Origin of the sequence: Coleofasciculus sp. F4-SAH-05 (genome assembly GCF_040222985.1) — a bacterium.
GTDB lineage: Bacteria > Cyanobacteriota > Cyanobacteriia > Cyanobacteriales > Coleofasciculaceae > Coleofasciculus > Coleofasciculus chthonoplastes.
Map to the genome: position 1 here is coordinate 1 of NZ_JAVKBY010000006.1, position 23,427 is coordinate 23,427.

Annotated in this window: 21 protein-coding genes and 1 pseudogene; 14 read left to right on the forward strand and 8 right to left on the reverse strand. The window is 46.4% G+C overall.

Features of this window, described 5'->3' with window-relative positions; genetic code table 11:
• Positions 1-302: 302 nt before the first annotated feature.
• The 3 genes from RIG27_RS00555 to RIG27_RS00565 all read right to left on the reverse strand — a co-directional run bounded on the left by RIG27_RS00555 (position 303) and on the right by RIG27_RS00565 (position 6,048).
• On the reverse strand, positions 303-959 hold the full coding sequence (locus RIG27_RS00555) for a sugar transferase (RefSeq protein WP_446341519.1): 657 nt from the start codon (positions 957-959) through the stop codon (positions 303-305).
• A gap of 727 nt (positions 960-1,686) precedes the next feature.
• Positions 1,687-3,417, reverse strand: coding sequence for a hypothetical protein (locus RIG27_RS00560; protein WP_446341457.1), 1,731 nt, complete (start codon positions 3,415-3,417; stop codon positions 1,687-1,689).
• Positions 3,418-3,687: 270 nt separating this feature from the next.
• Positions 3,688-6,048, reverse strand: coding sequence for a hypothetical protein (locus tag RIG27_RS00565; RefSeq protein WP_446341459.1), 2,361 nt, complete (start codon positions 6,046-6,048; stop codon positions 3,688-3,690).
• A 505-nt stretch (positions 6,049-6,553) separates the two neighbouring features.
• Here RIG27_RS00565 and RIG27_RS00570 point away from each other — a divergent pair.
• From RIG27_RS00570 to cobT, 7 genes and pseudogenes are all read left to right on the forward strand, one after another.
• Positions 6,554-7,993 carry a zinc ribbon domain-containing protein gene (locus RIG27_RS00570; protein WP_446341461.1) on the forward strand — a complete coding sequence of 480 codons (1,440 nt, stop codon included), beginning with the start codon at positions 6,554-6,556 and terminating at the stop codon, positions 7,991-7,993.
• Between the two features lie 174 nt (positions 7,994-8,167).
• Entirely contained in the window at positions 8,168-8,875 is a 708-nt protein-coding gene (locus RIG27_RS00575) for a Crp/Fnr family transcriptional regulator (RefSeq protein ID WP_446341464.1), read from the forward strand.
• Between the two features lie 184 nt (positions 8,876-9,059).
• A pseudogene (locus RIG27_RS00580) lies at positions 9,060-9,278 on the forward strand (RRXRR domain-containing protein); the annotation flags it as partial.
• 191 nt (positions 9,279-9,469) lie between these two features.
• Complete coding sequence (locus RIG27_RS00585; protein ID WP_446341466.1) at positions 9,470-10,303, forward strand: DUF2232 domain-containing protein; 834 nt, start codon at positions 9,470-9,472, stop codon at positions 10,301-10,303.
• A 240-nt stretch (positions 10,304-10,543) separates the two neighbouring features.
• Complete coding sequence (locus RIG27_RS00590) at positions 10,544-11,047, forward strand: DUF4278 domain-containing protein (protein ID WP_446341467.1); 504 nt, start codon at positions 10,544-10,546, stop codon at positions 11,045-11,047.
• Positions 11,048-11,081: 34 nt separating this feature from the next.
• Entirely contained in the window at positions 11,082-12,044 is a 963-nt protein-coding gene (gene cysK, locus RIG27_RS00595) for a cysteine synthase A (protein ID WP_446341469.1), read from the forward strand.
• Positions 12,045-12,085: 41 nt separating this feature from the next.
• Positions 12,086-13,192, forward strand: a complete 1,107-nt coding sequence (gene cobT / locus RIG27_RS00600) for a nicotinate mononucleotide-dependent phosphoribosyltransferase CobT (RefSeq protein ID WP_446341471.1) — start codon at positions 12,086-12,088, stop codon at positions 13,190-13,192.
• Positions 13,193-13,269: 77 nt separating this feature from the next.
• On the opposite strand, the gene RIG27_RS00605 is transcribed toward cobT, so the two are convergent.
• Positions 13,270-13,446, reverse strand: a complete 177-nt coding sequence (locus RIG27_RS00605; RefSeq protein WP_446341473.1) for a hypothetical protein — start codon at positions 13,444-13,446, stop codon at positions 13,270-13,272.
• Positions 13,443-13,862, reverse strand: coding sequence for a hypothetical protein (locus RIG27_RS00610; protein WP_446341475.1), 420 nt, complete (start codon positions 13,860-13,862; stop codon positions 13,443-13,445). Before RIG27_RS00610 ends, RIG27_RS00605 begins: the two co-directional genes overlap by 4 nt.
• Positions 13,863-14,273: 411 nt before the next feature.
• Between RIG27_RS00610 and RIG27_RS00615 the strand changes: the two genes are divergently transcribed.
• Positions 14,274-15,467 carry an extracellular solute-binding protein gene (locus RIG27_RS00615; protein ID WP_446341477.1) on the forward strand — a complete coding sequence of 398 codons (1,194 nt, stop codon included), beginning with the start codon at positions 14,274-14,276 and terminating at the stop codon, positions 15,465-15,467.
• A 154-nt stretch (positions 15,468-15,621) separates the two neighbouring features.
• On the opposite strand, the gene RIG27_RS00620 is transcribed toward RIG27_RS00615, so the two are convergent.
• On the reverse strand, positions 15,622-16,407 hold the full coding sequence (locus tag RIG27_RS00620) for a hypothetical protein (RefSeq protein WP_446341479.1): 786 nt from the start codon (positions 16,405-16,407) through the stop codon (positions 15,622-15,624).
• Positions 16,408-16,824: 417 nt separating this feature from the next.
• On the opposite strand from RIG27_RS00620, the gene zds reads away from it, so the two are divergent.
• Positions 16,825-18,294: a 9,9'-di-cis-zeta-carotene desaturase gene (gene zds / locus RIG27_RS00625; RefSeq protein ID WP_446341481.1), complete on the forward strand. Its 1,470-nt coding sequence runs from the start codon at positions 16,825-16,827 to the stop codon at positions 18,292-18,294.
• Positions 18,295-18,301: 7 nt separating this feature from the next.
• On the opposite strand, the gene RIG27_RS00630 is transcribed toward zds, so the two are convergent.
• Positions 18,302-18,469: a hypothetical protein gene (locus tag RIG27_RS00630; protein ID WP_446341483.1), complete on the reverse strand. Its 168-nt coding sequence runs from the start codon at positions 18,467-18,469 to the stop codon at positions 18,302-18,304.
• On the opposite strand from RIG27_RS00630, the gene RIG27_RS00635 reads away from it, so the two are divergent.
• Both RIG27_RS00635 and RIG27_RS00640 read left to right on the forward strand, forming a co-directional pair.
• Positions 18,463-18,912, forward strand: a complete 450-nt coding sequence (locus RIG27_RS00635; RefSeq protein ID WP_446341485.1) for an SRPBCC family protein — start codon at positions 18,463-18,465, stop codon at positions 18,910-18,912. The genes RIG27_RS00630 and RIG27_RS00635 overlap by 7 nt on opposite strands.
• 200 nt (positions 18,913-19,112) lie before the next feature.
• The gene (locus RIG27_RS00640; protein WP_446341487.1) at positions 19,113-20,135 is read left to right on the forward strand and encodes an acyltransferase family protein; all 1,023 of its coding nucleotides are present in this window, start codon (positions 19,113-19,115) and stop codon (positions 20,133-20,135) included.
• Positions 20,136-20,271: 136 nt separating this feature from the next.
• Here the strand turns inward: RIG27_RS00640 and lipA are convergent, their stop codons facing one another.
• On the reverse strand, positions 20,272-21,201 hold the full coding sequence (gene lipA / locus RIG27_RS00645; protein ID WP_446341489.1) for a lipoyl synthase: 930 nt from the start codon (positions 21,199-21,201) through the stop codon (positions 20,272-20,274).
• Between the two features lie 302 nt (positions 21,202-21,503).
• Here lipA and RIG27_RS00650 point away from each other — a divergent pair, with 302 nt between their 5' ends.
• The 3 genes from RIG27_RS00650 to RIG27_RS00660 all read left to right on the forward strand — a co-directional run bounded on the left by RIG27_RS00650 (position 21,504) and on the right by RIG27_RS00660 (position 23,416).
• On the forward strand, positions 21,504-22,058 hold the full coding sequence (locus tag RIG27_RS00650) for a response regulator (RefSeq protein ID WP_446341491.1): 555 nt from the start codon (positions 21,504-21,506) through the stop codon (positions 22,056-22,058).
• A 36-nt stretch (positions 22,059-22,094) separates the two neighbouring features.
• Positions 22,095-22,868, forward strand: a complete 774-nt coding sequence (locus RIG27_RS00655) for a tryptophan-rich sensory protein (RefSeq protein WP_446341493.1) — start codon at positions 22,095-22,097, stop codon at positions 22,866-22,868.
• Between the two features lie 179 nt (positions 22,869-23,047).
• Complete coding sequence (locus RIG27_RS00660; RefSeq protein ID WP_446341495.1) at positions 23,048-23,416, forward strand: hypothetical protein; 369 nt, start codon at positions 23,048-23,050, stop codon at positions 23,414-23,416.
• Positions 23,417-23,427 lie beyond the last annotated feature (11 nt).

The following is a 23,427-nucleotide window of genomic DNA, read 5'->3' on the forward strand; positions in this document are numbered from 1 at the left end:
GGCGGGCGGGTTTTGTTCAACAGTTATCGGTGAGGCGGGCGGGTTTTGTTCAACAGTTATCGGTGAGGCGGGCGGGTTTTGTTCAACAGTTATCGGTGAGGCGGGCGGGTTTTGTTCAACAGTTATCGGTGAGGCGCTGAATTTAGTCCCTAAACCCGCCCCTACAATTGTCCCTAAACCCGCCCCTACAATTGTCCCTAAACCCGCCCCTACAATTGCTGGATGTTGTTTAAATATTAAGGATTGAAAAATGACAAATAATTTTTTCGGGTATAGGAAATTAAATTGAGATACACAGTGGCTTAACAGGCTCCTTGCTTCTTCAGGACTACAGCAATAGTTTTCAGGATGAGCTTGAAATCATAGACAAGAGACCACTTGCGCTGATAAGTCAGATCCATTGACACAATATCCTCAAAATCAATCACACTAGAACGACCATTAACTTGCCATTCTCCAGTCATTCCCGGCTTAGTTCTCAATCGTTGCCAATGATGCGGCTTGTAGTGTTGTACTTCATTCAGGGTGGGCGGACGAGTCCCGACTAAACTCATTTCACCGTTGAGGACATTCCAAAACTGAGGCAATTCATCCAAGCTGGTGCGCCGCAAAAAACGACCCACACGAGTGATGCGAGGGTCGTTGGTATTTTTAAAGATATGACCTTTTGCCTGATTTTGCACCAAATGTTGCTTGCGATCAGCATCTACAACCATTGAACGAAATTTCAAGATGCGAAAGGGTTTTCCTCGTAAACCACAGCGAAGTTGACGATAGAAGATAGTACCGGGATCGTCAATCTGGATGGCGATCACAATTGGTATGGCAAGAATTGCCGTCAGAAACAAGCCAACCACAGCTCCCAGAATATCAATGAGACGTTTAACTTTGCAGGTTGCCGACCGATGCGGCACACCCAACCGATGGGAACGTGTGAGAACGAGGGACTCACCCGCCAATGATGTGGAACAGTTTGATGTGGTAAACACAGTGTCAACTCAGTTGTATTACAAGTTGTAAGTTGTAAGTTGTAAGTTTTTTAGCCGATTATCATACTCTATATTATTGAGATTTTGGCTAAAAAAAATATTCCGTTGGATACACTTCACGAATTCTTTACAATTCTATAGCGACTGAATGCAGTTTTTATGAAGATATGATGAAGATTATGAATTGGGATTAACAATGATTACGCAATTTGGCAGTTTCTAATCAAAGCTGAAAGCGCGATCTAGGGTCTAAGTAGGGTCTGCTGAATAAGTTTTGTGGTGAGGGTAGGAAAGAGGGAACAGTTTCAACCCCCTGATGGGGGGAGATTCTGCTTAAGCATCCTCGAAAAATGCCAGGATTTCCAGCTTATGGGTTTCTTTCGCCTTGCACCTGATGTCCCTTTAATCATCCCCTAACTCTTTATTTGTAAGGGTTTCAGACTTATGCAGCAAGCCCTAAGTAATGACTTGACCTTTGGCATCTATCCTAAGATGTAGATTATATTGCAATAGTGAAGAGTCTGATCTACCCATTGCAAGCAAGCTGAATAAGTATTGGGGTGATGATAGGGAATAGGGAACAGAGAACGGTTGTAGTGCGAGCGTCTCGCTCGCTATTTTGTAAGGGGTTTTATCTCTGTTTCATAAGAAAACTCTATATGCAACGTCTCTAAATTGTAAAGTATGTTGATAGCTATTATTTATAGCAATGATTAAAATTAATAAGTAAAGGTTCATCAAACGTTTGAGATAGACTGGACACAATCAGTTTCAGGTATTGACGTAGACGTTCATGTTGCTGGAAATTGGGACGATACAGCCGATCGCCTACGGGTGAAAACAGTTTAGCATCAGCCAGATCCCCATAAGGGAAATCTTGGGGAGAAGCTGGAGAAAACCGCTGTAGGCGATCGCGAGTTGGGATCAATCCTGACGGTAACTCACCGTCCAAAAACCCGATTAAACGTTCATCACAGGCGACTGTGTTGAGACCTTGACTTTCTAAGCGTTGCTTAATTTCTGCCAGAGTGTAATCCCGAATCCCTGATTCCTTTTCTGTCGGGGGGAACGCCTTAAGCAGTTCTAATAGCAGAAAGTAGTCACTGTATTGCTGCTGAAAGCGATTAAAGACATGGGGATACAGGGGTAACCTCGCCAGTCCAGTAGCGACCCAAGGCGGGGACGATACAGTATCCTGGAGCCGTGCAGCGTTAGGCAGTTTATCTTGAAGCAACTGCTTCACCCTGTTTGACTTAGCGCTTCCTCCCGTACAGATAGCTTGACTGATCGCCTGTTGGGAAAGTCCTGCTTGAATCAGCAATCGGTTAACCTGTTGGTTGAGTTGTTCAACAAACGGCGTGATAATAGCACTGTTGAAATCTTTTTGCTGCACCGTCCATCGATAGGCACCCAATTCCAGGGTAAATTCGGTTTTGTGTGGCAAAATCAGCTTTAAGTATTCAGCCGCTTTTAGTAGCGCCTGTCCTAACACCGAATGCTGTAACTCGAATAAAGCGCGATCGCGCCGTTTGGGGTCAGGTTGACCGGGTAAGGGGGGTTCCAAATCTGGGCTAAGATTCAGTTGTGCTAATTGCGCCTCAGACATCTGAGGGTAGAGTAACTGCCAAATGATATCTTGATCAATCGCCTGACCTGCATAAGACCAACTTTGAAGTTTAAAATCGGCGTAAGTTAATTGACGGGGATTGTAAGGCAAATCCACTAATGCCAATTCCGTGGTGGTTGCGCCACTATCGATTACCAACGTCCAGCCATGTCTAAGTGTGGAGGATTGAAGTGTCGAGGGGGGAGAGGCTGATTCAGGTGTGGGAAAGGCGGCTAAGAGGGACGCGATCGCATCTTCTAAGAAAACAATTTGTTGAGATTCCTTGACTAACTTGGCAGCCAATACTGCTTCCCGAACATTAATCTGGTAGGTATCGCCCCAATCGGCTGGATAACTGACAATGACGCCTGCAAGTTGTGCTAAAGCGTCTGCCAGTACGTCTGATTCTAGACCCATCGCCCCTACCTGCAATGGCACCTTGGTGCGAACCGTCTCTGGGGTTAAAGTGGCTAACATTGCCTGTAAGGATCGTCGCACCCAATATAGAGGAACCTGTCCATCCGGTAACACTAACATTGGTTCCCACTGACGATGTTCTGGGGAATAGTAAGGAATTGCCAACGGTAAATAGGGTTTCACCGTGGACACCTTTATTCCTGCTGCTTTTGCCACGGTAGGACTCGCGGAGGTTTGTGTCGGTAAGCGAAATACGCGATCGCCTGAGTCACGATTGGTGGTTGATGATTCCGGTTGCCAATATAAAGGGTAGTGCTGACCTGTGTTTTTGTTCAACACCACAGCCGACAGCCCCGTGGTGCCGAAGTCAATGCCTAAGTACCAGAGAGGATTATTAGTATCCACTAGCCAATTTGATGATCAAGTCACATCACCTACCTGTAGGGGCACGGCACTGCCCATTGGTGTCAACTTAAGGTAAAAAGCACGACTGGCAAGCATTTCACCCTCATCCCCTAACCCCTTCTCCCTTCAAGGGAGAAGGGGAATAAAGAAGCTTCTGGCATCACATCTAGAATACCCCTCACCCCCAGCCCCTCTCCCCAGGTGGGAGAGGGGCTGGGGGTGAGGGGTTGAGGTTAAGTTGACACCAATGGACACTGCCGTGTCCCTACTCTAATCCCTATTTTGTTCGCCATCCTCTAAAGACGTTTCTTGAGGTTGGCTCACGGAATGTTGATCAGGAGTCACGGAGTCTTCCAAGACATATTCTTCTACCACATTGTCTTTCTCTAAGTCAATCGATTCCTCAGACAAATCATCAGAAACATCGTCCAACTCTGGGGATGGTGGTGGCGTCGTTTCCTCAGAATCAATCCCCAAGGGATCGGATTCGCGGGACTCTAGATCCGTTGGCGTTGTCTGTTGCCAATCTGAGAAGGTAACATCCTCTTGGGATAGGTCATGGAGGGCAAACTCTTCCCAATCTTCTGCCAACAACTCCTCTGACATGGGCAACGACTGGATTGAGTCTAAATCGAAGTTTTGGGGTGAGACGGTGCGATCGCGAGACGGGGACGGCTGAAGGACAATATTCAGATGGTCTTCTGCTTCAAAGCTGTGTAGGTCTTCACTAAGCTGCTGGAGGGTACTTTGGTCTAGCCTAATCTCTTGACCGGAAAACTGTTGCGATTCATCCCTGACTAGCAAATCTTCATCCGGTGAGGCGGGAATATAGTGGTCATCAACTGAGGTAACGGCGGAATCAGGTTCTCCAGGGTGTTCCGCAAACCATTCTTCCTCACGAGTCGCCGCTATGGATGGGATATCGGTTAGGGGGGGGGAGTAACTTAACCCCATTTCATCGAGTAAATCGGTTAGGGCGGTAATTGTTTTAACCTCTTGAGACTCGCCGAACCGTTCCTGGTGAGGATAAGTGGCGGGTTCTGGTGTGGCGACTACCTCTGACTCAATCGGGGCGTCAGGTGTTGGCGTTTCAAATAATAAGGTTTCCCACGATAGTTGCTCCTGATTGATGCCTTCAATCCAGGGTTCAGATAAACTCGTTTCATCAGCCGGATCAGTGAATCCGTCAAATAGATAATCAGCAATCTCCACCGATTCAGTCTCACCGAAAGCCTGATCTGTGGATCGATCATCTTGCCAGTCCGTTGTAGTGATTGATGTCGCTGAGGTATGAGCATCCGTTACTTCGGCGGTATTGGCTGGAGGAGGTGTATGGGTGCTTTGGGCAGAGTCTGTGCCAAATAGGGTGTTATACAACTCATCAATTTCATGGTGGCGGTTCTCGACTTCAGTTTGATCGGCAACGTCCGGTTGGGCTGATGCCGTGGTTTCCGCCTGAGGGGTTGGGGTGGATGGGGATGATGGTGTGGACTCCGGTTCACTATCGATGCCTAATAGGAGATCGAGGTCGAGAAATTCTGAATCATTTAGGGTTGAGGTTTGTGTGATTGCGGTATTCATATCCCAGCCAATCAAAGCGTCTAGGGGATTGCCTGCTAATGTTTCTGTCTCTAGTTCTTCCGTCCATTGCTGAGCTGAAATCTTAGACGGCAGTTGAGCCTGGGGTGGTGGGGATGGGGTTAAGGCGTTGGCAGATAGGGTCACGTTGAATTCAGGCTGAGACACTGGATCAATGCCCACAAAAATGCCCTCTTGTTTTGACGTCGATGACGTTGAATCTGGCACTGACTGGGATAATTCTGTCACCTCTGACCAAGGTTGAGACGATTGCACCAAGGTTGAGGTTTCTCGTCCCAATAGCTGGGCGAGGCGATTGACCAGGGCTGTAAATAACAGCTCTCCTTGGTTGCTCAAGCGATGCATTTTGTCAAGTCCTTGAGACAAAGATTGCTGATACCCATGCAGATCCCGATCGAGTGCCTCAAAGACTGTCCGTTGGTTGGTGTCGAGATTGATCAACATGCGATCGCTCTCTCGTTGCAGTTGCCGCAGTTGCTCCAAACGTTCTTGTGGCAACATTATCCCAGAGGCGGGTTGCCCTGGTGAGCCCGATGTTGATGAAGCGTTGAGCAGTTGGGCTTCTAAATTCAGTAAGATTTGAGCCAGTTGCTGTGTCAGGCGTTCGGTTGACTGGTGAATTAAATCCTGAGCAAATTCTGGGAGAGGTTGCTCAGGTTCCCCCCCTTTAGCGGCAACAGTATTTTGCAATTGCTGTTTTTTCTGCTCAAGGTGCTGAATTTCTTGAGTCAAGGACTCTCGCTGTTGACGAAAGGCTGACAATTCAGCCTGCAAGGGTTCTGTCACCTGTTGGCGGATACGCTCCATTTCTTGGGCAACCGCCTGCACAATCGGTTTAACGGCTGATTCTTGGGATGGCGACATTGCCATTTCGTCTGACTGCATCGACAGCAGATAGCTACGCACCCGTTCTAGGATTTCGCGATCGCGGGCTAAATCGTTGGGTTTAGACCAAGGGAAACGGGAGCCCTCCTTGGCAAGGAGACTGTCAATATCAGCAATCAGTGATTGGATTTTCTTCTGTTTAGTCACGGTGGAACGCCTGGCAACTTATGTTCACGCTTCGCAGGAGTTATTGCGATCGCCTGCTTTTATTATGTAGGAACTTGAACGCTTGCCGTTAGCATAAACGTATTCTGGCTAACCGATGTCCTCTCAAGTCCTGATTACAGGCATCTAAGTTGTTAAATCTCCCTCAATATGCAGCATAATAACTGTGTACCAATCTCCGGCTGATTAGCTTTAATTTCCAATAGGATTAGATTGAAGGCACTTCGAGGGAGTATAGCGCCGTTCATCGATCAGGACATAAGTCCCTTGTATCTGCCATTATGGCTGGTCTGGATGGAGTGATGAAAGGCGCTTGTACCACCCGAATCGCGAGGGGCTACCCCTTCAACGAAGTAAGGGGTAGGGGGATAGCAAAGACTCAATTTTGTGTCTGTTTCGGGGTGTCAGTATTGATACCCTTCGTCGATGGGAGCGAGCAGGCAAGCTAAAATGACTAAACTCTCGTTTGAGGAAAAGTAAAGTAACGATGTCACGTCGCAAGAAACAACAGAAAATTAAAGAAATTTACACTCAGGTTATCCCTGTTGCTTCTTGTTCCGACGAGACACAAGTGAGGCGGCTCATGCACCTGTGCGGCATTCCCAGAGCATTAACGTACAACTTGCTTGGATCGTTACAAGGGTGGGGACTCGACTGGAGAAAAGCCGATCCTATCGTGAGAACCCAACTGAGTCCAACTGATATTGGATTACCTGGGAAGCTGTGGGAATGGTCAGTTAATGACGCTATGAAGGCAATTTTAGCGCAACAAGAAGCCGCTAAGACCTTCATAATTCGAGCAATTTACCGCCGCACTCTAGACGAAGAAAAGCGGTCTAAGTTGCTCTGTTTGATGCACAATGACCCAACCTCTGCTCCTTGGCTGCATCGGGTGTTCCGTAATCAATACCAGCGTGGACACACCTTTGGGAGTAATCAGATCGTTTACCAAGGTGGCGGTTACACCTGCAAGCGACTCACTCGCAATACAGTCAAATTGGAAGTTCAAGGGTTAGAGAAAGGTAAGCGGATTACGTTAAAACTGAAATGCCGTCATATTATATCTGGGCAAATTCGACTAATCTGTAATCAAGACGATAAACTATCCATTCATTGCACTCGGAAAAGAACGCTGACTCTTCCCACGCTCCAGGTCGATCAAGAAATCGGTATCGACAAGGGATATACCGAAGCCTTCTACACCTCAAATGGGGACAGCATTGCCGATGGACTCGGACATCTTATGACCGAGAAAACGAAGCGCATCACCCGCACAAATCGCAACCGTTACAGACTGCGCTCTCATGCCAAAAACAACCCGGAAAAATCGGCAGCAATCCTCAAAAATAATCTGGGTCACAAAGTCAAATCGCGTAAACTAAGAAAAGAAAAAGCAACCATTCAGAATTTCATTCGCAAAGATTTAAGACTCCTGATCACCTCACCGATTCGCATCTTTGCCGAAGACCTCACCTCGCCCATCATTGGGAAACAGCAAGCGAAGCCAATTAATCGCAAGCTGAATCAATGGATGAAAGGTGAACTACAAGCTTCAATCGAGAAGATCGCATTGGAGACTGGATCAACAGTGTCTGTGGTGAATCCAGCTTATACGTCGCAAATGTGTTCTCGTACCGGGACGTTATTGGGTCAACGGGATGGGGATCGTTTTATCTGTTACACAGGGGACGTAATTCAAGCAGACAAAAATGCCGCATTGAACATTCTGCATCGCGGCGGTGATCGTGAGATTACTCTCTGGATGAAATATGCAGAAGTCCGCACCATTTTACTGATGCGGACGGTTCGATACTTAGCTTCGATTGGAAAGTCCGTGACCGAAGCTTTAGATTTGGGCTGGCTTAGTCCCAAGTTTAGAGCACAAGCGTTGCAACTTGAAGTAGAGTATCACCTAGCGGGGTGCTAGGTACGGTTAAGCTCCGGTGGGTGGGAGAAGTGCCTGGCTTCATCAACGTCCCTAACGATAACCATCAACGGATGAAACCAGCAATATGAGACATTTCGACGCTATCTGCATAGATTTGCCGAGATTTAGTTCACCCCGTACTTGTCCACGGCGTATACAATGTGGTTTGGCTCCATGGATGATCGATACAGCTCACACGAAATGAACTCTAATGTTAATGAGTTGATTCGCACTGCTCCTTTATTTTCTGGCTTACCAGAAGCCAGTGTGAATCAAGCGACTTCTCATGTTGTTACTCGCAGCCACCCCAAGGATCGAGTTATTTTGCTGGAGAATGACTGGGGTGGCTCGGTTTACTTCATTTTGGAGGGCTGGGCAAAAATTCGTACCTATAACCTGGAAGGGAAAGAGGTGACCCTCAACATTTTAGGGAAGGGGGAAATTTTTGGCGAAATGGCGGCGCTGGATGAGGTGCCTCGTTCTACCGATGTGATTACCTTAACGCCCACGACGATTGGCAGTATACCTGCCCAGGATTTTATCCAACTCATTCATGATGAACCTCTAGCGGGTGTTCGTTTGTCTCAACTGATGGCAAAGCGCTTGCGCCAAGTTAATCGCCGTCTCCGCCTGAGAGAGTCGGATAGTACGTCGCGAGTGGCAGACACGCTCCTGTTTTTGGCAGAGGGTCAGGGTAAAGTCAAACAGCAAGGTACTGAGATTCCCAACTTACCCCATCGCGAGTTAAGCAGTTTGAGTGGATTGGCGCGGGAGACAGTGACGCGAGTTTTGACGAAGCTGGAAAAAAAAGGCTTAATTAAGCGAGAACACGATATTATGTTTATCCCGGATCTGGCGGCATTAGAACGCATTATTGCTTAGAAGCGTCTTATGTCCTTCGTCCTTTGTCCTTTGGCATTATCAGGGTTGGAGGGAGGCACGTACTTCCAGGTGCTTCCCCAGCTTGGATTATCTACAAACCTACTTGTTTAGGTGCTTGATTGTGAGGACATCTTGTTAACGGTGGTCGAGGGGACTAACAACTTTACACGAGAGGATTATACCCATGATTCGTGTACCAGTTTTATCACCAGACGGTGAGCCATTAATGCCAGCTAAGGCTAGCCGTGTTCGCCGCTGGTTAAAGTCAGGGAAAGCTAATGTAGTTGACAACGACTTAGGCATTTTCCAAGTCCAATTAACTGAGGAACCATCAGGAAAAGAAACACAGAAGATTGCAATCGGGATTGATCCAGGAAAACTATTCACCGGAGTCGCGGTTCAATAGTTTCGGTCAGTAACCCCAACTGGAAACGGTTAGGACAGTTCACTGCCAAAAAAGTCCAATTATTGCAGCGAAACACCGGACTGGTGTCAACAGTTGGATTGTCAAATCTCACCACATTGAGTGGTAAGATTTGACCTCTATTCCTCTCCGACCTCAGCGAAGCAGGTCAGAGTCTCACGAGGTTCACGATGAGCGATTCTTTTGAGGATGCCCAAGCGCCTCGCCCTAATCCCGATCAGAATACTGAATCCTCCTCGAAGGACTCAGAAAATGTCAATGACGAATGGGATTTGGTGGAGGAACTAGAGCCAGAGACGGAACCATCAACCAATGCTAGACCTGAAAGGCTAATCCCTAATCAGGACAGAAATTCGGTGCGTCAACAATCTCAGGCACAACAGCGGCAATTCAATACCACTGTCGTCATGGTGGAAACGGCGTTCCTCGCCAGTACAGCGAGTTTGATTTGGCTAATTAATTATTATTTTCCCCTCGGTCCAGTCTTGAAGATGTTTTTCCCGGTGCCAATCGCCTTGGTGTATATGCGTCGGGGAAATCGAGCCTCTTGGATGGCGGCACTGGTTTCAGGGTTATTGCTGTCGGTGCTACAAGGACCAACCCGCAGTATCCTGTTTTTGATTCCCTACGGTTTGATGGGCGTTCAGTTGGGCGCATTGTGGAAACGTCAAGCCAATTGGTTATTTTCGATTGGGATTGGTACGCTACTAGGAACTTTGGGATTCTTTTTTCGCTTTTGGCTGCTCTCAATTCTTTTGAGTGAGGATCTGTGGGTTTATGTGATGACTCAAATTACCGAATTAGTGGAATGGGGGTTTGTCAAACTGGGGTTACTGGCTCAACCCAGTTTAACGTTAATTCAGGTGGTGGCAATTGTGGCAATTGTGATCAATAATGCCATTTATTTATTTGTGGTTCATCTGGTGGCGTTACTCATCTTTGATCGCCTGAAAAATCCCATTCCTCGTCCGCCTCAGTGGGTACAAGTTTTGCTGGATTATTAAGTTATGTAAAAATAATAAATCAAAGGCTTACAAATAATGTAGCTGGCTTGGCGCTCCCTTGAGTATGACGTAGCTGGCTTATTTTCAGGAAGCGATTATGACAAATGACAAATGACAAATGACAAATGACAAATGACAAATGACATATCTGTCAATATTGCTACAACAGGGTTGGCTCACCTGTTGATACGTTGGTAATTCGCTAAGATAACAGATTAAGTAGGTTACAGGTCACTAGATATGTCTTTATTGTTTATCATTCCCTTGGGGATTTTCCTCGTCACTGCGTATCTTTTTAAACAATTGGCTAATGAAATGGCTTATCTTGCCGCTGCCATTGCTTTAGTTAGCTTAGTTGTAACGTTATGTTTAGCACCCTGGCAAATTCAATTATTGCTGCTAGCATTAGTCATTTTTAGCAATCATAGACGCAGTTCTTCATCGTCTCAGCCCGCCACAGAGTCCTCATTGCTGGATGAGAATAACGTTAAGCTGGTTTATCGAGGCGTTAACTATGACCTAAGCCCTGCCCAGGTTGAGGTAACGGAAGATGAGGTGATCGGAAAATATCGGGGTCAGGCTTTGAGAGTTCACCATTTAGTGAAACCTCCGGCTACGTCAACTCTCTTACCCTTGAAATATCGAGGGGTTAGCGTTAGCGATCAAAAATCGCTGATACCTGTGGTAAAAGAACAGGAATTAACCCAAAACAGTAATTGGAGTAAAGGCGGTAGGATAGATTAACTCTGAAGTGACGAGTCGTTGATAAGGAGAAACTATGCGGATTGCTCATAATATCACAGAAGTAATTGGTCACACTCCCCTAATTCAGCTCAACCGGATTCCTCAAGCCGAGGGATGTGTAGGACGAATTGTGGTGAAACTGGAGGGAATGAACCCTGCCGCTTCTGTGAAAGATCGCATCGGGATGAGTATGATTCGGGCAGCAGAAGAAGCGGGTCAGATTCATCCTGGAAAAACGGTGTTAGTGGAACCGACATCGGGGAATACAGGTATTGCCCTAGCGATGGTAGCTGCCGCTAAAGGATATCAGCTAATCTTGACGATGCCCGATACGATGAGCATGGAACGGCGATCTATGCTGAAAGCGTATGGAGCCAAACTAGAGCTGACACCCGGAAGCGAGGGAATGAAAGGAGCAATTCGCCGAGCCAACGAAATTACCGAAAGCACTCCTGAAGCTTTTATGCTGCAACAGTTTCAGAATCCAGCTAATCCCAAAATTCATCGAGAGACAACGGCTGAAGAAATTTGGGCAGATACTGAGGGTCAGGTCGATATTCTTATTTCTGGCGTTGGTACGGGGGGTACGATTACTGGTATTGCCGAAGTGCTTAAGCAACGTAAACCCGATTTTACCGCGATCGCAGTGGAACCCACCAGTAGTCCAGTTCTCTCTGGCGGACAAGCTGGACCCCATAAGATTCAAGGGATTGGTGCTGGCTTTGTCCCTGAAGTTTTGCGTACAGACCTGATTGATGAAGTGGTTCAAGTCAGTGATGAAGATGCTATCGCTTTGGGTCGCCGTTTGGCACGAGAAGAAGGGTTGTTATCTGGAATCTCTTCAGGTGCGGCTTTATGTGCCGCGATTCAGGTGGCGAAACGTCCGGAGAGTGCGGGCAAGTTAATTGTTATGGTACAACCCAGCTTTGGTGAACGCTATCTGAGTACGCCTTTGTTTCGAGAACTGGATCAATCGGAAACACCTGTCTTGGTTTAATGGTTATTGGTCATTTGTCCTTTGTCATTCGTCCTTTGTAATTGATCCGCATCTATACCCAGTTCAGTCAAGGAAATCAATGGTTGCAGCAGTATCGGGGACAACCCCCCCTACTCGCTTGCATTTTAGGATTTACGGAAACAGGATTGATCCCCGGCATTTCTGCGGCTGGAGCAACCCCAGAGGATCGCAAGTATACTGCGATCGCGGATGCTGAATTTTTGGTTAATGGTTTTACTGCCAATCCTCAGTATCCTCTACCTCCCTTGGATGCTGGGGCGTCGCCTGTCCTGATTTCTCGTGCTGTCGTTGAGGCTTTTCGGCTTCCCGTTTATCTATTTAATGCGGGTTTACCTCAACCGCCAGCCGTCCCAGCTATAGATTTAGGAGGTTTACCCGCTAACTGTTTAACCACAGGAATTGCCTTGCCCATCAACACTGTAAAACAGCTATTTGAGCAAGGCTTAATTTGGGGTCAAAAGCTGGCAACTCTGACCCCAAACGGATATGTAATGATTGCTGAATGCGTCGTTGGCGGAACCACAACGGCTTTGAGCGTATTGACAGGGTTGGGTATTGCCGCCATGGGTAAAGTCAATAGCAGCCATCCTCACTGTAATCATCGCCAAAAAGCCGAAATTGTTCGGATTGGACTACAACAGGCTGGCAGGGAAACAAAACAGGCAGAATTCATTGATCCCTTCGAGTTAGTCGCCGCCGTAGGTGATCCCATGCAAATTACAGCCGCCGGAATGGTGATTGGGGCAAGTCAAAGCGTTGGTGTTTTGTTAGCTGGAGGGACACAAATGCTGGCGGTTTATGCACTAGCACGGGCGTTGGCGCTTCTTCGTCTTGATTCCTTACCATGGCAACCTAAGCAGGTGGTTGTCGGTACAACTCGCTGGGTGGCAGATGATCCCACGGGTGATACTGTGGGATTAGCACGAGCGATCGGTGATGTTCCCCTTTTGGCAACTGACTTAAGTTTTGCCCAGTCAAGTTATCCGCAGCTACGGGCTTACGAACAAGGATATGTCAAGGAAGGTGTCGGTGCGGGAGGATGTGCGATCGCATCCCATCTTTACCAAGGATGGAACAGGACTCAATTACTGCAAGCCATTGAAGCACTGCTGGCTCAACACCATTAATCCATCCAAGGAGAACAAGTGAAGTAAGTAGGATCAATTAATCTCTACGATAAAGTCATTTGTCATTTGTTGATAGTTCATGGTTCATCCTCTATCTCCCCCAGCTCCCTCAGCTCCCTCTGCTTCCCCAGCTTCAAGAGCTCCCTCTGCTTCCCCAGCTCCCTCAGCTCCCTCTGCTTCCCCAGCTTCAAGAGCTCCCTCTGCTTCCCCAGCTTCAAGAGCTCCCCCAGCTTCAAGAGCTCCGTTGAACTCACGAGTGAATGCGGCGGGCGAGAAGCTGTTCTTCTAAAGCCGCAATGCGATTGTAAGCGGCGGTCAATTGGGCGGTGAGACGTTGCACTTGCACATCAGCAGACAGGAAATTCTCTGAATTATGATTTCCGTTGTGATTCGTATGAAATTGAGCGACTTCACCCTTATCCTCGATCAGGATATCTTGATGTTCCATCACAGAGTCAAGCAGTTGGGGATTCGCATAGACGGGGATGTCATTAACCTTTGCGGTTGATGCCTGTAGCTCAGAGTCTACAGTTGACATCGGTTGGACTTGAGGGAAACACTGGGATACTTTGTGGTTGAGTTGCTCGATACTTTGATATACGGCATCAACTTTATGATTTAGGGTGTTGATTTGTTGTTGAACTGTATCCATCTGATTACCAATTTCCATAGCGAGTTCTATTTCATGCTAGTCAATTTACACTCAAAAGCCATCTTCCTGCGGATTCATTTAACTATTTGAGACAATTCATATCCCGATATCCGGCTGATTGTTGACAGCGCACAAGTTTCAACCATTGAGTCAAAATGATTTATCTTGGGCTTTAATCACCTCTTTTCCTAGATTTTCGCTGTGTCTTCCTTTCTAACTATTTAATATTTTATTCACAATTGCGCCTTCAGTTTAGTCCGAACTCTGGATAAGTTCCCAGATTTACTCAACGAGTTACGGATTACTGGTCACTTATATAGCAGATGGATTCTTTGACTGTCAGTCTCACAGAACACCAAAATTGTGTTAGTTTGTTGGGAGCAAGCGTATACAACGTAGTATTTTTACTCAATTCACCAGATTTTTGGGATGAAACGACGCTCCTTGATCATGGGCGCTAGCGCCCTAGCACTGGGGCAATTGGCGTCTGGGTGTGGTAATAGACAGTCAACGGTTTTGAATGTAAGACTATTGCAAAATTCAATTCCGGTTCAGTTATTGGCTGAATTTCGCCAAACCCTAGAGTCACCCGTGAGGCTCAAGTTTGACCCACAAGCCCAGCTTCAAGATATCTATCAAAACCTTCTGGTGTGGAAGCGACAAGCAGAGAATCCAGAATCCTCTTCAGGATTTTCCCTACCTCTGATTAGTCGTAAACCCCCTGCGATCGCAAATTTGGTCACCTTGGGTGATTATTGGTTAGAATCTGCGATTCAGCAGCAACTGATTCAACCCCTAGAACTGGTAGGATTATCGGGATGGCAACAGTTACCCCCGCGTTGGCAAGGGATTGTCAGACGCAATCGCCAAGGACAACTTGACGAATCGGGATTAATTTGGGGTGCACCCTATCGCTGGGGAACGGTAGTGATTGCCTATCGCCAGGATAAGTTTGAGGAATTAGGGTGGACACCGACAGATTGGAGTGATTTATGGAACCCAGAATTACGCGATCGCATTTCGTTACTTGATAGTCCGCGAGAGGTGATTGGGTTGACCTTGAAAAAATTAGGGTTCTCCTATAACATCAAAGATTTGAGTCAAGTCCCCAATCTGAAAACCGAACTCTTAGACCTGCATAAACAGGTTAAACTCTACAGTTCAGATCACTATCTAGAACCTTTAGTATTAGGCGATACCTGGTTAGCTGTGGGTTGGTCTACCGATATCCTATCCCTGCGCGGACGCGATCGCCTCCTACAAGCTGTCATTCCTGGTTCAGGAACCTCTCTTTGGGCAGATGTGTGGGTACAACCTGCTGTGCAAAAGACGGCTGCTGAATCGCCAGAACCAGAAACTTCCCAATCATTAACTCAGCAATGGATTGATTTTTGCTGGCGACAACAATCCGCGATCGACATTTCTTTATTAAGTCATGCCGCTTCACCAATTCTGGTTACCTTGAATCCGGCTGAGTTACCGAACCCACTGCAAACAAATGAGCTTCTCTTACCAGAACCCTCTATTCTCGAAGCTAGTGAATTTCTGTATCCTTTACCCCAAGAAGCGATTGAGCAGTATCAGAAACTGTGGCAAGAAATTCGCACAATACAATTTGTTTAGTTATGGTTGCTGAATAAGTAGGGAACAGGCAACAGGCAACAGGCAACAGGGAATACACAATTTAAATGCGTTTTAGCTTAGCTACCCCCGTTATAACCTAGTCCGCGCAGGCGGACTTTGTTTGTGTAGCTGCGATTTCAATCGCTTCCTCTTTTTAGCATCCCAGTTTCTGGTAATGACGCTTGAGCAGGCGTTGAGCTGCATCCGAGGAAATATTCACGGGTTCAAAGGCTTTAGCATCGAATCGGCTGGTGCTAATCGTCATTAATTGCCAATTGCCTTGCTCATGCTGGAGAATGGCATCTCCACAAAGCTCTTCCATTGCCCAAGTTACAATCGCATAAGGTTCATCAATGGTGATTTCTAGAAACCGAACATTGTCGTGCCATTTATCCCAGTCAGCTAGCAGCTTTTTTTCTAACTTATCTTTGCTTTCGTTAATGCTGATTTGCTGATGATCGGTAAGAACTGGGGCTTTAACTAACAAGACCGTTAGCAAATTTAAGTGAATATTTAAATGATAGATCATCGCCCCCAAACGACGAATTGCATAAACTAAATTTTCATCAACATTCTTTAGATCACTCTGATCAGTACTGTGTTGAAGTTTATTTCGACGTTCCAGGGAATGATTATAATCTTCAACTAAACCGAATATGCTCGTTGTCTTGCTGTCAAGCATGTAGAGAACATACTCATCCACCAATAAATGTTGAGGCGGAATGTTATAAATAATTTTTTTTAATTGTTCTACATTGATTGGCTCAATCTGGCTCTTCTCAAATGCTTGAATGTTGGGATGATCGAGTAAGCTCAGTTCATGGCGAATGACTTGATCCGCTTTACGAAGCTTCAAAAAAATCGTATCGACTTCAACCGCTAGGGAAGATAGTAATACTTTCTCTTCCTCTCTTTTAAGTTCTTTGCTGTTCAAACACATTTGAGTTGCCTTAAGAATGATTGAGCAAAAACAGTGACATGAAAACTGCTATTGCCTGTCGGCTCAGTTAGGATGAGGCTCACATCGAGGAGCCTAAGCATGACTGGTGTTCTACTTTTGATTAGCAACCCTGATATCCTGATTGAGTAACCTTGCCTGCTCTGTGTTTGGCGAGATATTCGCGTTACCCAATGTTTGTATGTTAGTCAGCTTGTAATACCTAATGTATAACACGTAAGACACTTTCTACATTCTAATTCCTATTGGCTGACATCAGCAAGTCGGTTTAGCCAACTTTATCAAGATTTCATCCCTGCAAACAAAACTGGGAGCAACGGCGATCGCAAGCCGATAAGCTGCATCTGGAACCCAAATTCTATTACAATCTGTAAAGAAAACTGAAAAGGAAGGGCTACGATGCGCGTTGCGATCGTTGGGGCAGGACTTGCCGGAATGGCGACGGCTGTAGAATTAGTCGATGCCGGACATGAGGTAGAACTGTTTGAATCCCGTCCATTCGTGGGCGGCAAAGTTGGCAGTTGGGTAGACGCCGAGGGCAATCACATCGAGATGGGGTTGCACGTATTTTTTGGCTGTTACTACAACTTGTTTGACTTGATGCAGAAGGTAGGGGCATTGGAGAACCTACGTCTCAAGGAACATACCCATACCTTTATTAATCGGGGTGGGCGCACGGGGGCGCTAGACTTTCGCTTTATTACAGGAGCGCCGTTTAATGGACTCAAAGCCTTTTTCACCACCTCCCAGCTATCACCTCAGGATAAGCTACAAAACGCGATCGCACTCGGAACCAGTCCCCTAGTACGTGGCTTGATTGACTTTGACGGGGCAATGAAAACCATTCGCGACTTAGATAAAATCAGCTTTGCCGACTGGTTCCGCAAGCATGGGGGTTCTAACGGCAGCTTAAAGCGAATGTGGAATCCCATCGCCTACGCCCTCGGTTTTATCGATACGGAGAATATCTCTGCCCGTTGCATGTTGACAATCTTCCAGTTTTTTGCGGCGAAAACAGAAGCCTCAGTTCTCAGGATGCTGGAAGGTTCGCCGAATGAATATTTACATCAACCGATTATCAATTACCTGGAAGCGCGAGGGGCAAAAATTTATACCCGGCGACGAGTTAGAGAAATCCTCTATACCGAGACAGGAGACTCAGCCAACGTGACAGGTTTAGTCATCGCCCAAGGCGAAAGCGAAGAAACCATTACCGCCGATGCTTACGTTTGCGCCGCCGATGTGCCAGGAGTGCAGCGTCTGTTGCCAGAATCATGGCGCAAATGGTCAGAGTTTGACAATCTCTATAACCTAGACACCGTACCTGTCGCCACCGTACAACTGCAGTTTGATGGCTGGGTGACAGAACTCCATGATCCTCAAAAAAGGAAGCAACTGGCACAAGCTACAGGGATGGATAATCTCCTCTATACTCCCGATGCGGACTTCTCCTGCTTTGCCGACTTAGCCTTAACCAGTCCCGGTGACTATTACAAAGAAGGACAAGGGTCACTGTTGCAATTAGTACTAACGCCCGGTGATCCATTTATCCGGCAAACTAATGAATCCATCGCCCACCATGTCCTCCAGCAAGTCCACGAACTCTTCCCCTCTTCGCGGGAATTGAACATGACCTGGTACAGTGTGGTTAAATTAGCTCAATCTCTTTACCGAGAAGCTCCAGGAATGGACCCCTATCGTCCTAACCAAAAAACCTCAGTGAGCAACTTCTTCTTGGCAGGTAGCTACACTCAACAAGATTACATCGATAGTATGGAAGGAGCGACCCTATCTGGACGGCGTGCGGCTAAAGCGATTCTCGAACATGGACAAACATCTGTAGAACCAACTCTCATTACCACAAGTTAAACGATATCTAAGAACCGGGGAAGTAGGTGTGTAGGGGTAGACATGGAAATAGTTGAACAGCTTCGTAGATACGATGAAGCTGGGAAGCTGAGGGAGCAGGGGAAGCAGGGGGAGCTGGATGAAGATTGTTCCAATGACAAATGACAAATGACAAATGACAAATGACAAATGACAAATAACTCTGACTGGCTAGAACACAGTGTACAGGTTGAAGTTGAGGTGCCAATGGAAACCGTTTGGAGCCTCTGGTCTGATTTAGAGCAAATGCCTCGCTGGATGAAGTGGATTGACTCGGTACAAGTATTAGAAGATAATCCAGATTTATCCCGTTGGAAACTCGCCAGCAGTGGCTTTGAATTTAGCTGGATCTCTCGCATTTTGAAATTAGTACCCCATCAGATTATTCAGTGGGAATCTGTTGATGGTTTACCGAATCGGGGTGCAGTGCGTTTTTATGATCGCCACGGAAGTAGTGTTGTTAAACTTACGGTGGCTTACGATATTCCCGGCATCTTAGGTAAGTTGATGGATGGTTTATTTTTAGGTCAAATTGTCGAGTCTACGATTCAAGCCGATTTGGATCGGTTCCGGGACTATGCGCTTAAGATCCAAAATTAAGTTTCGATCTGTTAAAATCTAACCTATAGCAGTACGCTTTCACGTAGTTGCAGTACAAATGTTCTAATATACTCCTGATAAAGCCTAAATTTCTAATGTGTAAATACACGCCTAGCGTAGCGCTATAAATCCCAAAGTGTTTGATTTTCAGTATAATTAAACATTCCCATAGATATGCACTCTGAGTTGAGGATTGGCTGATGGGTAATATCTCTAGACAGACCCAGACTCCATTAGCGACTAAACAGCGGGTTCAATGGATTGATTATGCCAAGGGTATCGGAATACTTTTAGTCGTTTTTGGTCATACGCTCCGAGGTTTAGTTAATAGCTCAATCATTGATAATTCAACGGGAATTGTCTCGATTGATCAGTGGATTTATTCCTTTCACATGCCACTTTTTTTTTACCTTTCAGGATTATTTATTGAGCGTTCAGCCTCTAAACCGCTAAGAGAATTTGTCGTCAGTAAGCTCAAAGTTATCGCCTACCCCTACGTTATCTGGTCGGTGCTTCAGACTGTCCTGCAGGCTATAGTATCGAGTTATACCAATAGTTCAGTTTCCTTGAGTAACTTGTGGCGAATTATCTACCAACCTGTGATGCAATATTGGTTTCTCTACACATTGTTTGTCATCATGGTGGTCTACGTAATTGTCCACAAACTCAATGTTTCTTCCAGAGTATTTTTAATTTTGGCGATTTTGTTTTACTTGACGCAAATTGCTGATGTTGGCTTAGGTTCGTGGAGGGTTTTATATTCAGTCCGCCGCTATGCTATCTACCTCGCCTTAGGTGCGGTAGTAGGCAGTAGTCGATTAATGTCACAGTTGAGTCAATGGAAAACCCAAACTTTGCTTGTTGTTACAAGTGGTGGATTTTGTGCTGTGGGATTAGCGGTTGGGTTCAATTTGATGGCGGTCAAATTACTGACGCCTATAGTGGCTATCTTTGGCATCGCCGCCTCAGTTGCTTTGGCAATTCTCCTGGATCGGTTTAATAGAATTGACGTTGTGAAACAGTGGGGAAGGTTGTCGCTAGAAATATTCGTGGCTCATACAATCGCTTCGGCTCCACTACGAATTTTCCTCCAATATGTCTTCGGGTTTACCAATCCGATCGCGCACCTTATCCTTGGCACAGCCCTAGGTATTTATGTGCCGATCGCACTGTATCGGATTTGCCAACCAAGTCGGCTTCGATATATGTTTCGCCTCGTTTAATACCTGTTGTGCCGTTCGCCCGGTATCTGAGTCAAGACTTTGAATATGGGTGGGCGAACCACACACGATCAGGCTTGATGAATCCAATCACTATTCCCTGTTTCCTTGTCTTCCTACTGAATCCCATTAATTCAGGTCATTCACCCGCGTGATAGGAACTGCGAACCAAGGGACCCGAACGGACATGAGTGAAACCCATGTCTTTAGCGATCGCACCCAGTCGCTCAAATTCCTCGGGTGTCCAATAGCGCTGCACTCTCAGGTGTTCCAGAGAGGGACGCATATATTGTCCTAGGGTAAGGCGATCGCATTCAGCACGGCGTAAATCCTCCATGGCTTCGATCACCTCGGCTTCCGTCTCTCCATGTCCCACCATCAATCCTGACTTGGTGGGAATTGTCGGATCAAAGGTTTTAACGAAGCGGAGAACATCAAGCGATCGCTCGTATTGGGCACCTCGGCGCACTTGTCCCTGTAGTCGTTTCACGGTTTCAATATTGTGGTTATAACAAGCTGGACGCGCCTGAACCACCGTTTTCACCCGTTGACGCTGCAACTCGGTTGGCGTTTGATTCTCCTTACCTCTCCCGCCCCAAAAATCTGCTGTTAGCACCTCAATCTGAGTATCTGGATTCAGTCGCCGGATGGCATCCATTGTGGCAACAAACCAACCCGCACCCTGATCCGGTAAATCATCTCGCGCCACTGATGTCAGTACCACATACCGCAATCCCAACAACTGAACCGATTCGGCAATTTTCTGGGGTTCTTCAGGATCAAGGGGCATAGGAGAATGACCCTTATCAACTTGACAAAACGCACAAGCACGGGTGCAGGTTGGACCCATCAGCAAAAAGGTCGCCGTTTTGTTGGCATAACACTCCCCCCGATTGGGACAGCGCCCCTCTTCACAGATCGTGTGAATTTGCCGTTGTTTCACAATGCGCTGCACCGTGGAGATATCACTAGCATTACCAATGGGGCGTCGCAACCAACTGGGTAGGGCAGTGATTTCCTCTCGCCAACGGTTTTTAGCAGACAGATTGGGTTGAGTCGGCAAATCCATAATAATTGTGGTGAGCTATCAGCAACAGTGTTACTCTGTACGATACAAATGGTAGAGCATTTTACTCTGACTCTGATTTGAGCCGAGTTTTGCTCTCAACCAACCAAGCAGATTAATCTAGAATCATGGACAATGAGTGCTTTTGGGTTCAATCTCAAAACAGCAAAAGAGTTACAGGTGTCGGTCAGTCATCCGTTGTTTTCCCGAAAACAGATTCTGTGAGGTCTGTCTGAGTGGAGTTATGGGGTCTGGTCTACCTGGGCTGAAGACGTTTTTCTTTTACCTCTCCAAAGGAGTCAGTCGTGGCAAGCCATAAAATATTAGTTATTGATGACAGTAGAGTCATCCGGATGCGTGTTAAAGAAATGTTGCCGCCCGGTAACTTTGAAGTGTTAGAAGCCAAAGATGGTATTGAAGGTCTTAATCAGATCCGTCAGGAGCATCCCAACCTAATTATGTTAGATTTTCTGCTGCCTAAAATGAGTGGTTGGGATGTTTTTCAACACATTCAAAGTGACGGTACTCTCCAGAGCATTCCTTTAGTATTAATGTCAGGTCGTAAGGAAGAAGTAACGGAGAAGATACCGGAGCCGTTTGAGTATTTTGCCTTCGTCGAAAAGCCCTTTGAAAAGAAGCAACTGGTTGATGCGATCAAGGAAGCGATGGCGAAGGCGAAAAAACGCCCCGTTATGGCTCCGCCACCCAAAGAAGAAGCCCCTGCGGGTGAAGATCCTGGTGTTTCATCAGACGAAGTTCAAGCATTAAATGCAAAAATTGAACATTTACAGTCAGAAGTTGATGGGTTGAAAAAACAAATGGGACAACTTGTGTCATTTATTAAGCAAAAACTCAAGTGATCTTCAGCATAACCGAGATTTGAACTCGGTGAGAATATGAAACGGCTCAATTCCTATTTAAACTCAGATCGCCTCCGGCAAGTTCTCACATTGAGTGCGATCATTGCCGCTTTTGGTATTAATGTCTGGGCAAATATCGCGCCGATTGGTGGACTAACAATCGGCGAAATCTCCAATACTCTCTTTGGGGAAATTAAGATTATCCCAGCCAGCTATGCTTTTGCTATATGGGGGATCATTTATCTGGGTTTGATTAGTCTGGGGATCTATCAGGTATTGCCCAACCAGGGGCAAAATACTTATCTGCGTCAGATGGGTTATGGTTTAGTGCTGGCGAGTGTTGCCCAGATTGTTTGGGTATTTTTGTTCCAGTATCGCCAGTTTGCGCTGTCGCTGGTGGCGATGCTGGGGATTTTAGTGCCACTGATTCGAGTGTATTGGCGGTTGGGTATTGGTTCTGTCAGGGTGTCTCGGAAACAGAAATGGTATATTCACATTCCCGTGAGTATCTATTTGGCGTGGATTAGTGTCGCCACGATTCTGAATGTGGCAATTGTACTCTATGACCTTGACTGGAATGGATGGGGGATTAATCCCTCAGTGTGGACGGCAATTGCCCTGATTGTCGGGGCGGCGATTACAGCAACGGTGATTAGGCAGCGATCAGATATTGCTTTTCCTCTAGTGATTGCTTGGGCGTATATTGCGATCGCAGTACGTCATCCGGATACTCTGCTGATTTCCGGAGTTGCTGGGGGATTCGCGATCGCGTTTATTCTATTAACTGGGTTGAAACGTTACCGCGACTGACAGACAATGGATTTTTTATATCTGTTTAATGCCAGTTTGTCAAGTAAAAATAAACTTTTGTAAAATTAAATTTCCTTCCCAAAAAACTGCATAAGGGTCAACTCCTGAGAGACACAAGAGGGCAGAGAGGTCAACATCTGACATCTGCACACAATTTTCCCTACACAGGAGAGACTCTTATGGCATCTCACGACGAATCCTTCTCCACCTCCACCGAATTAGCTCTGATGTTTGGTAATTTCTTTGGTGTAGCAGAAGCCGAGAATTTGTCTATTGACACGGATAGTTCGGGTACGGCAACTGAGAATTTTGATCAGACACCTCAAGCCAGCATCATTTCAGGTAGGCAAACAGGCTTAGATCTCACTGACAACGGGACTCAACAGGCAGAATCAACGACAACGCCAAATCTGTTAGCAGCTCAAACTCAACCCTCTACAATCAACGTTAACTATAACGGTTTTTCCACCGAAGCTCAAACAGCGTTTGAATACGCAGTTGATATCTGGGAAAACCTGATTTCATCTGTTAGGCAGTACCACGATTAATGGGTTAGCCG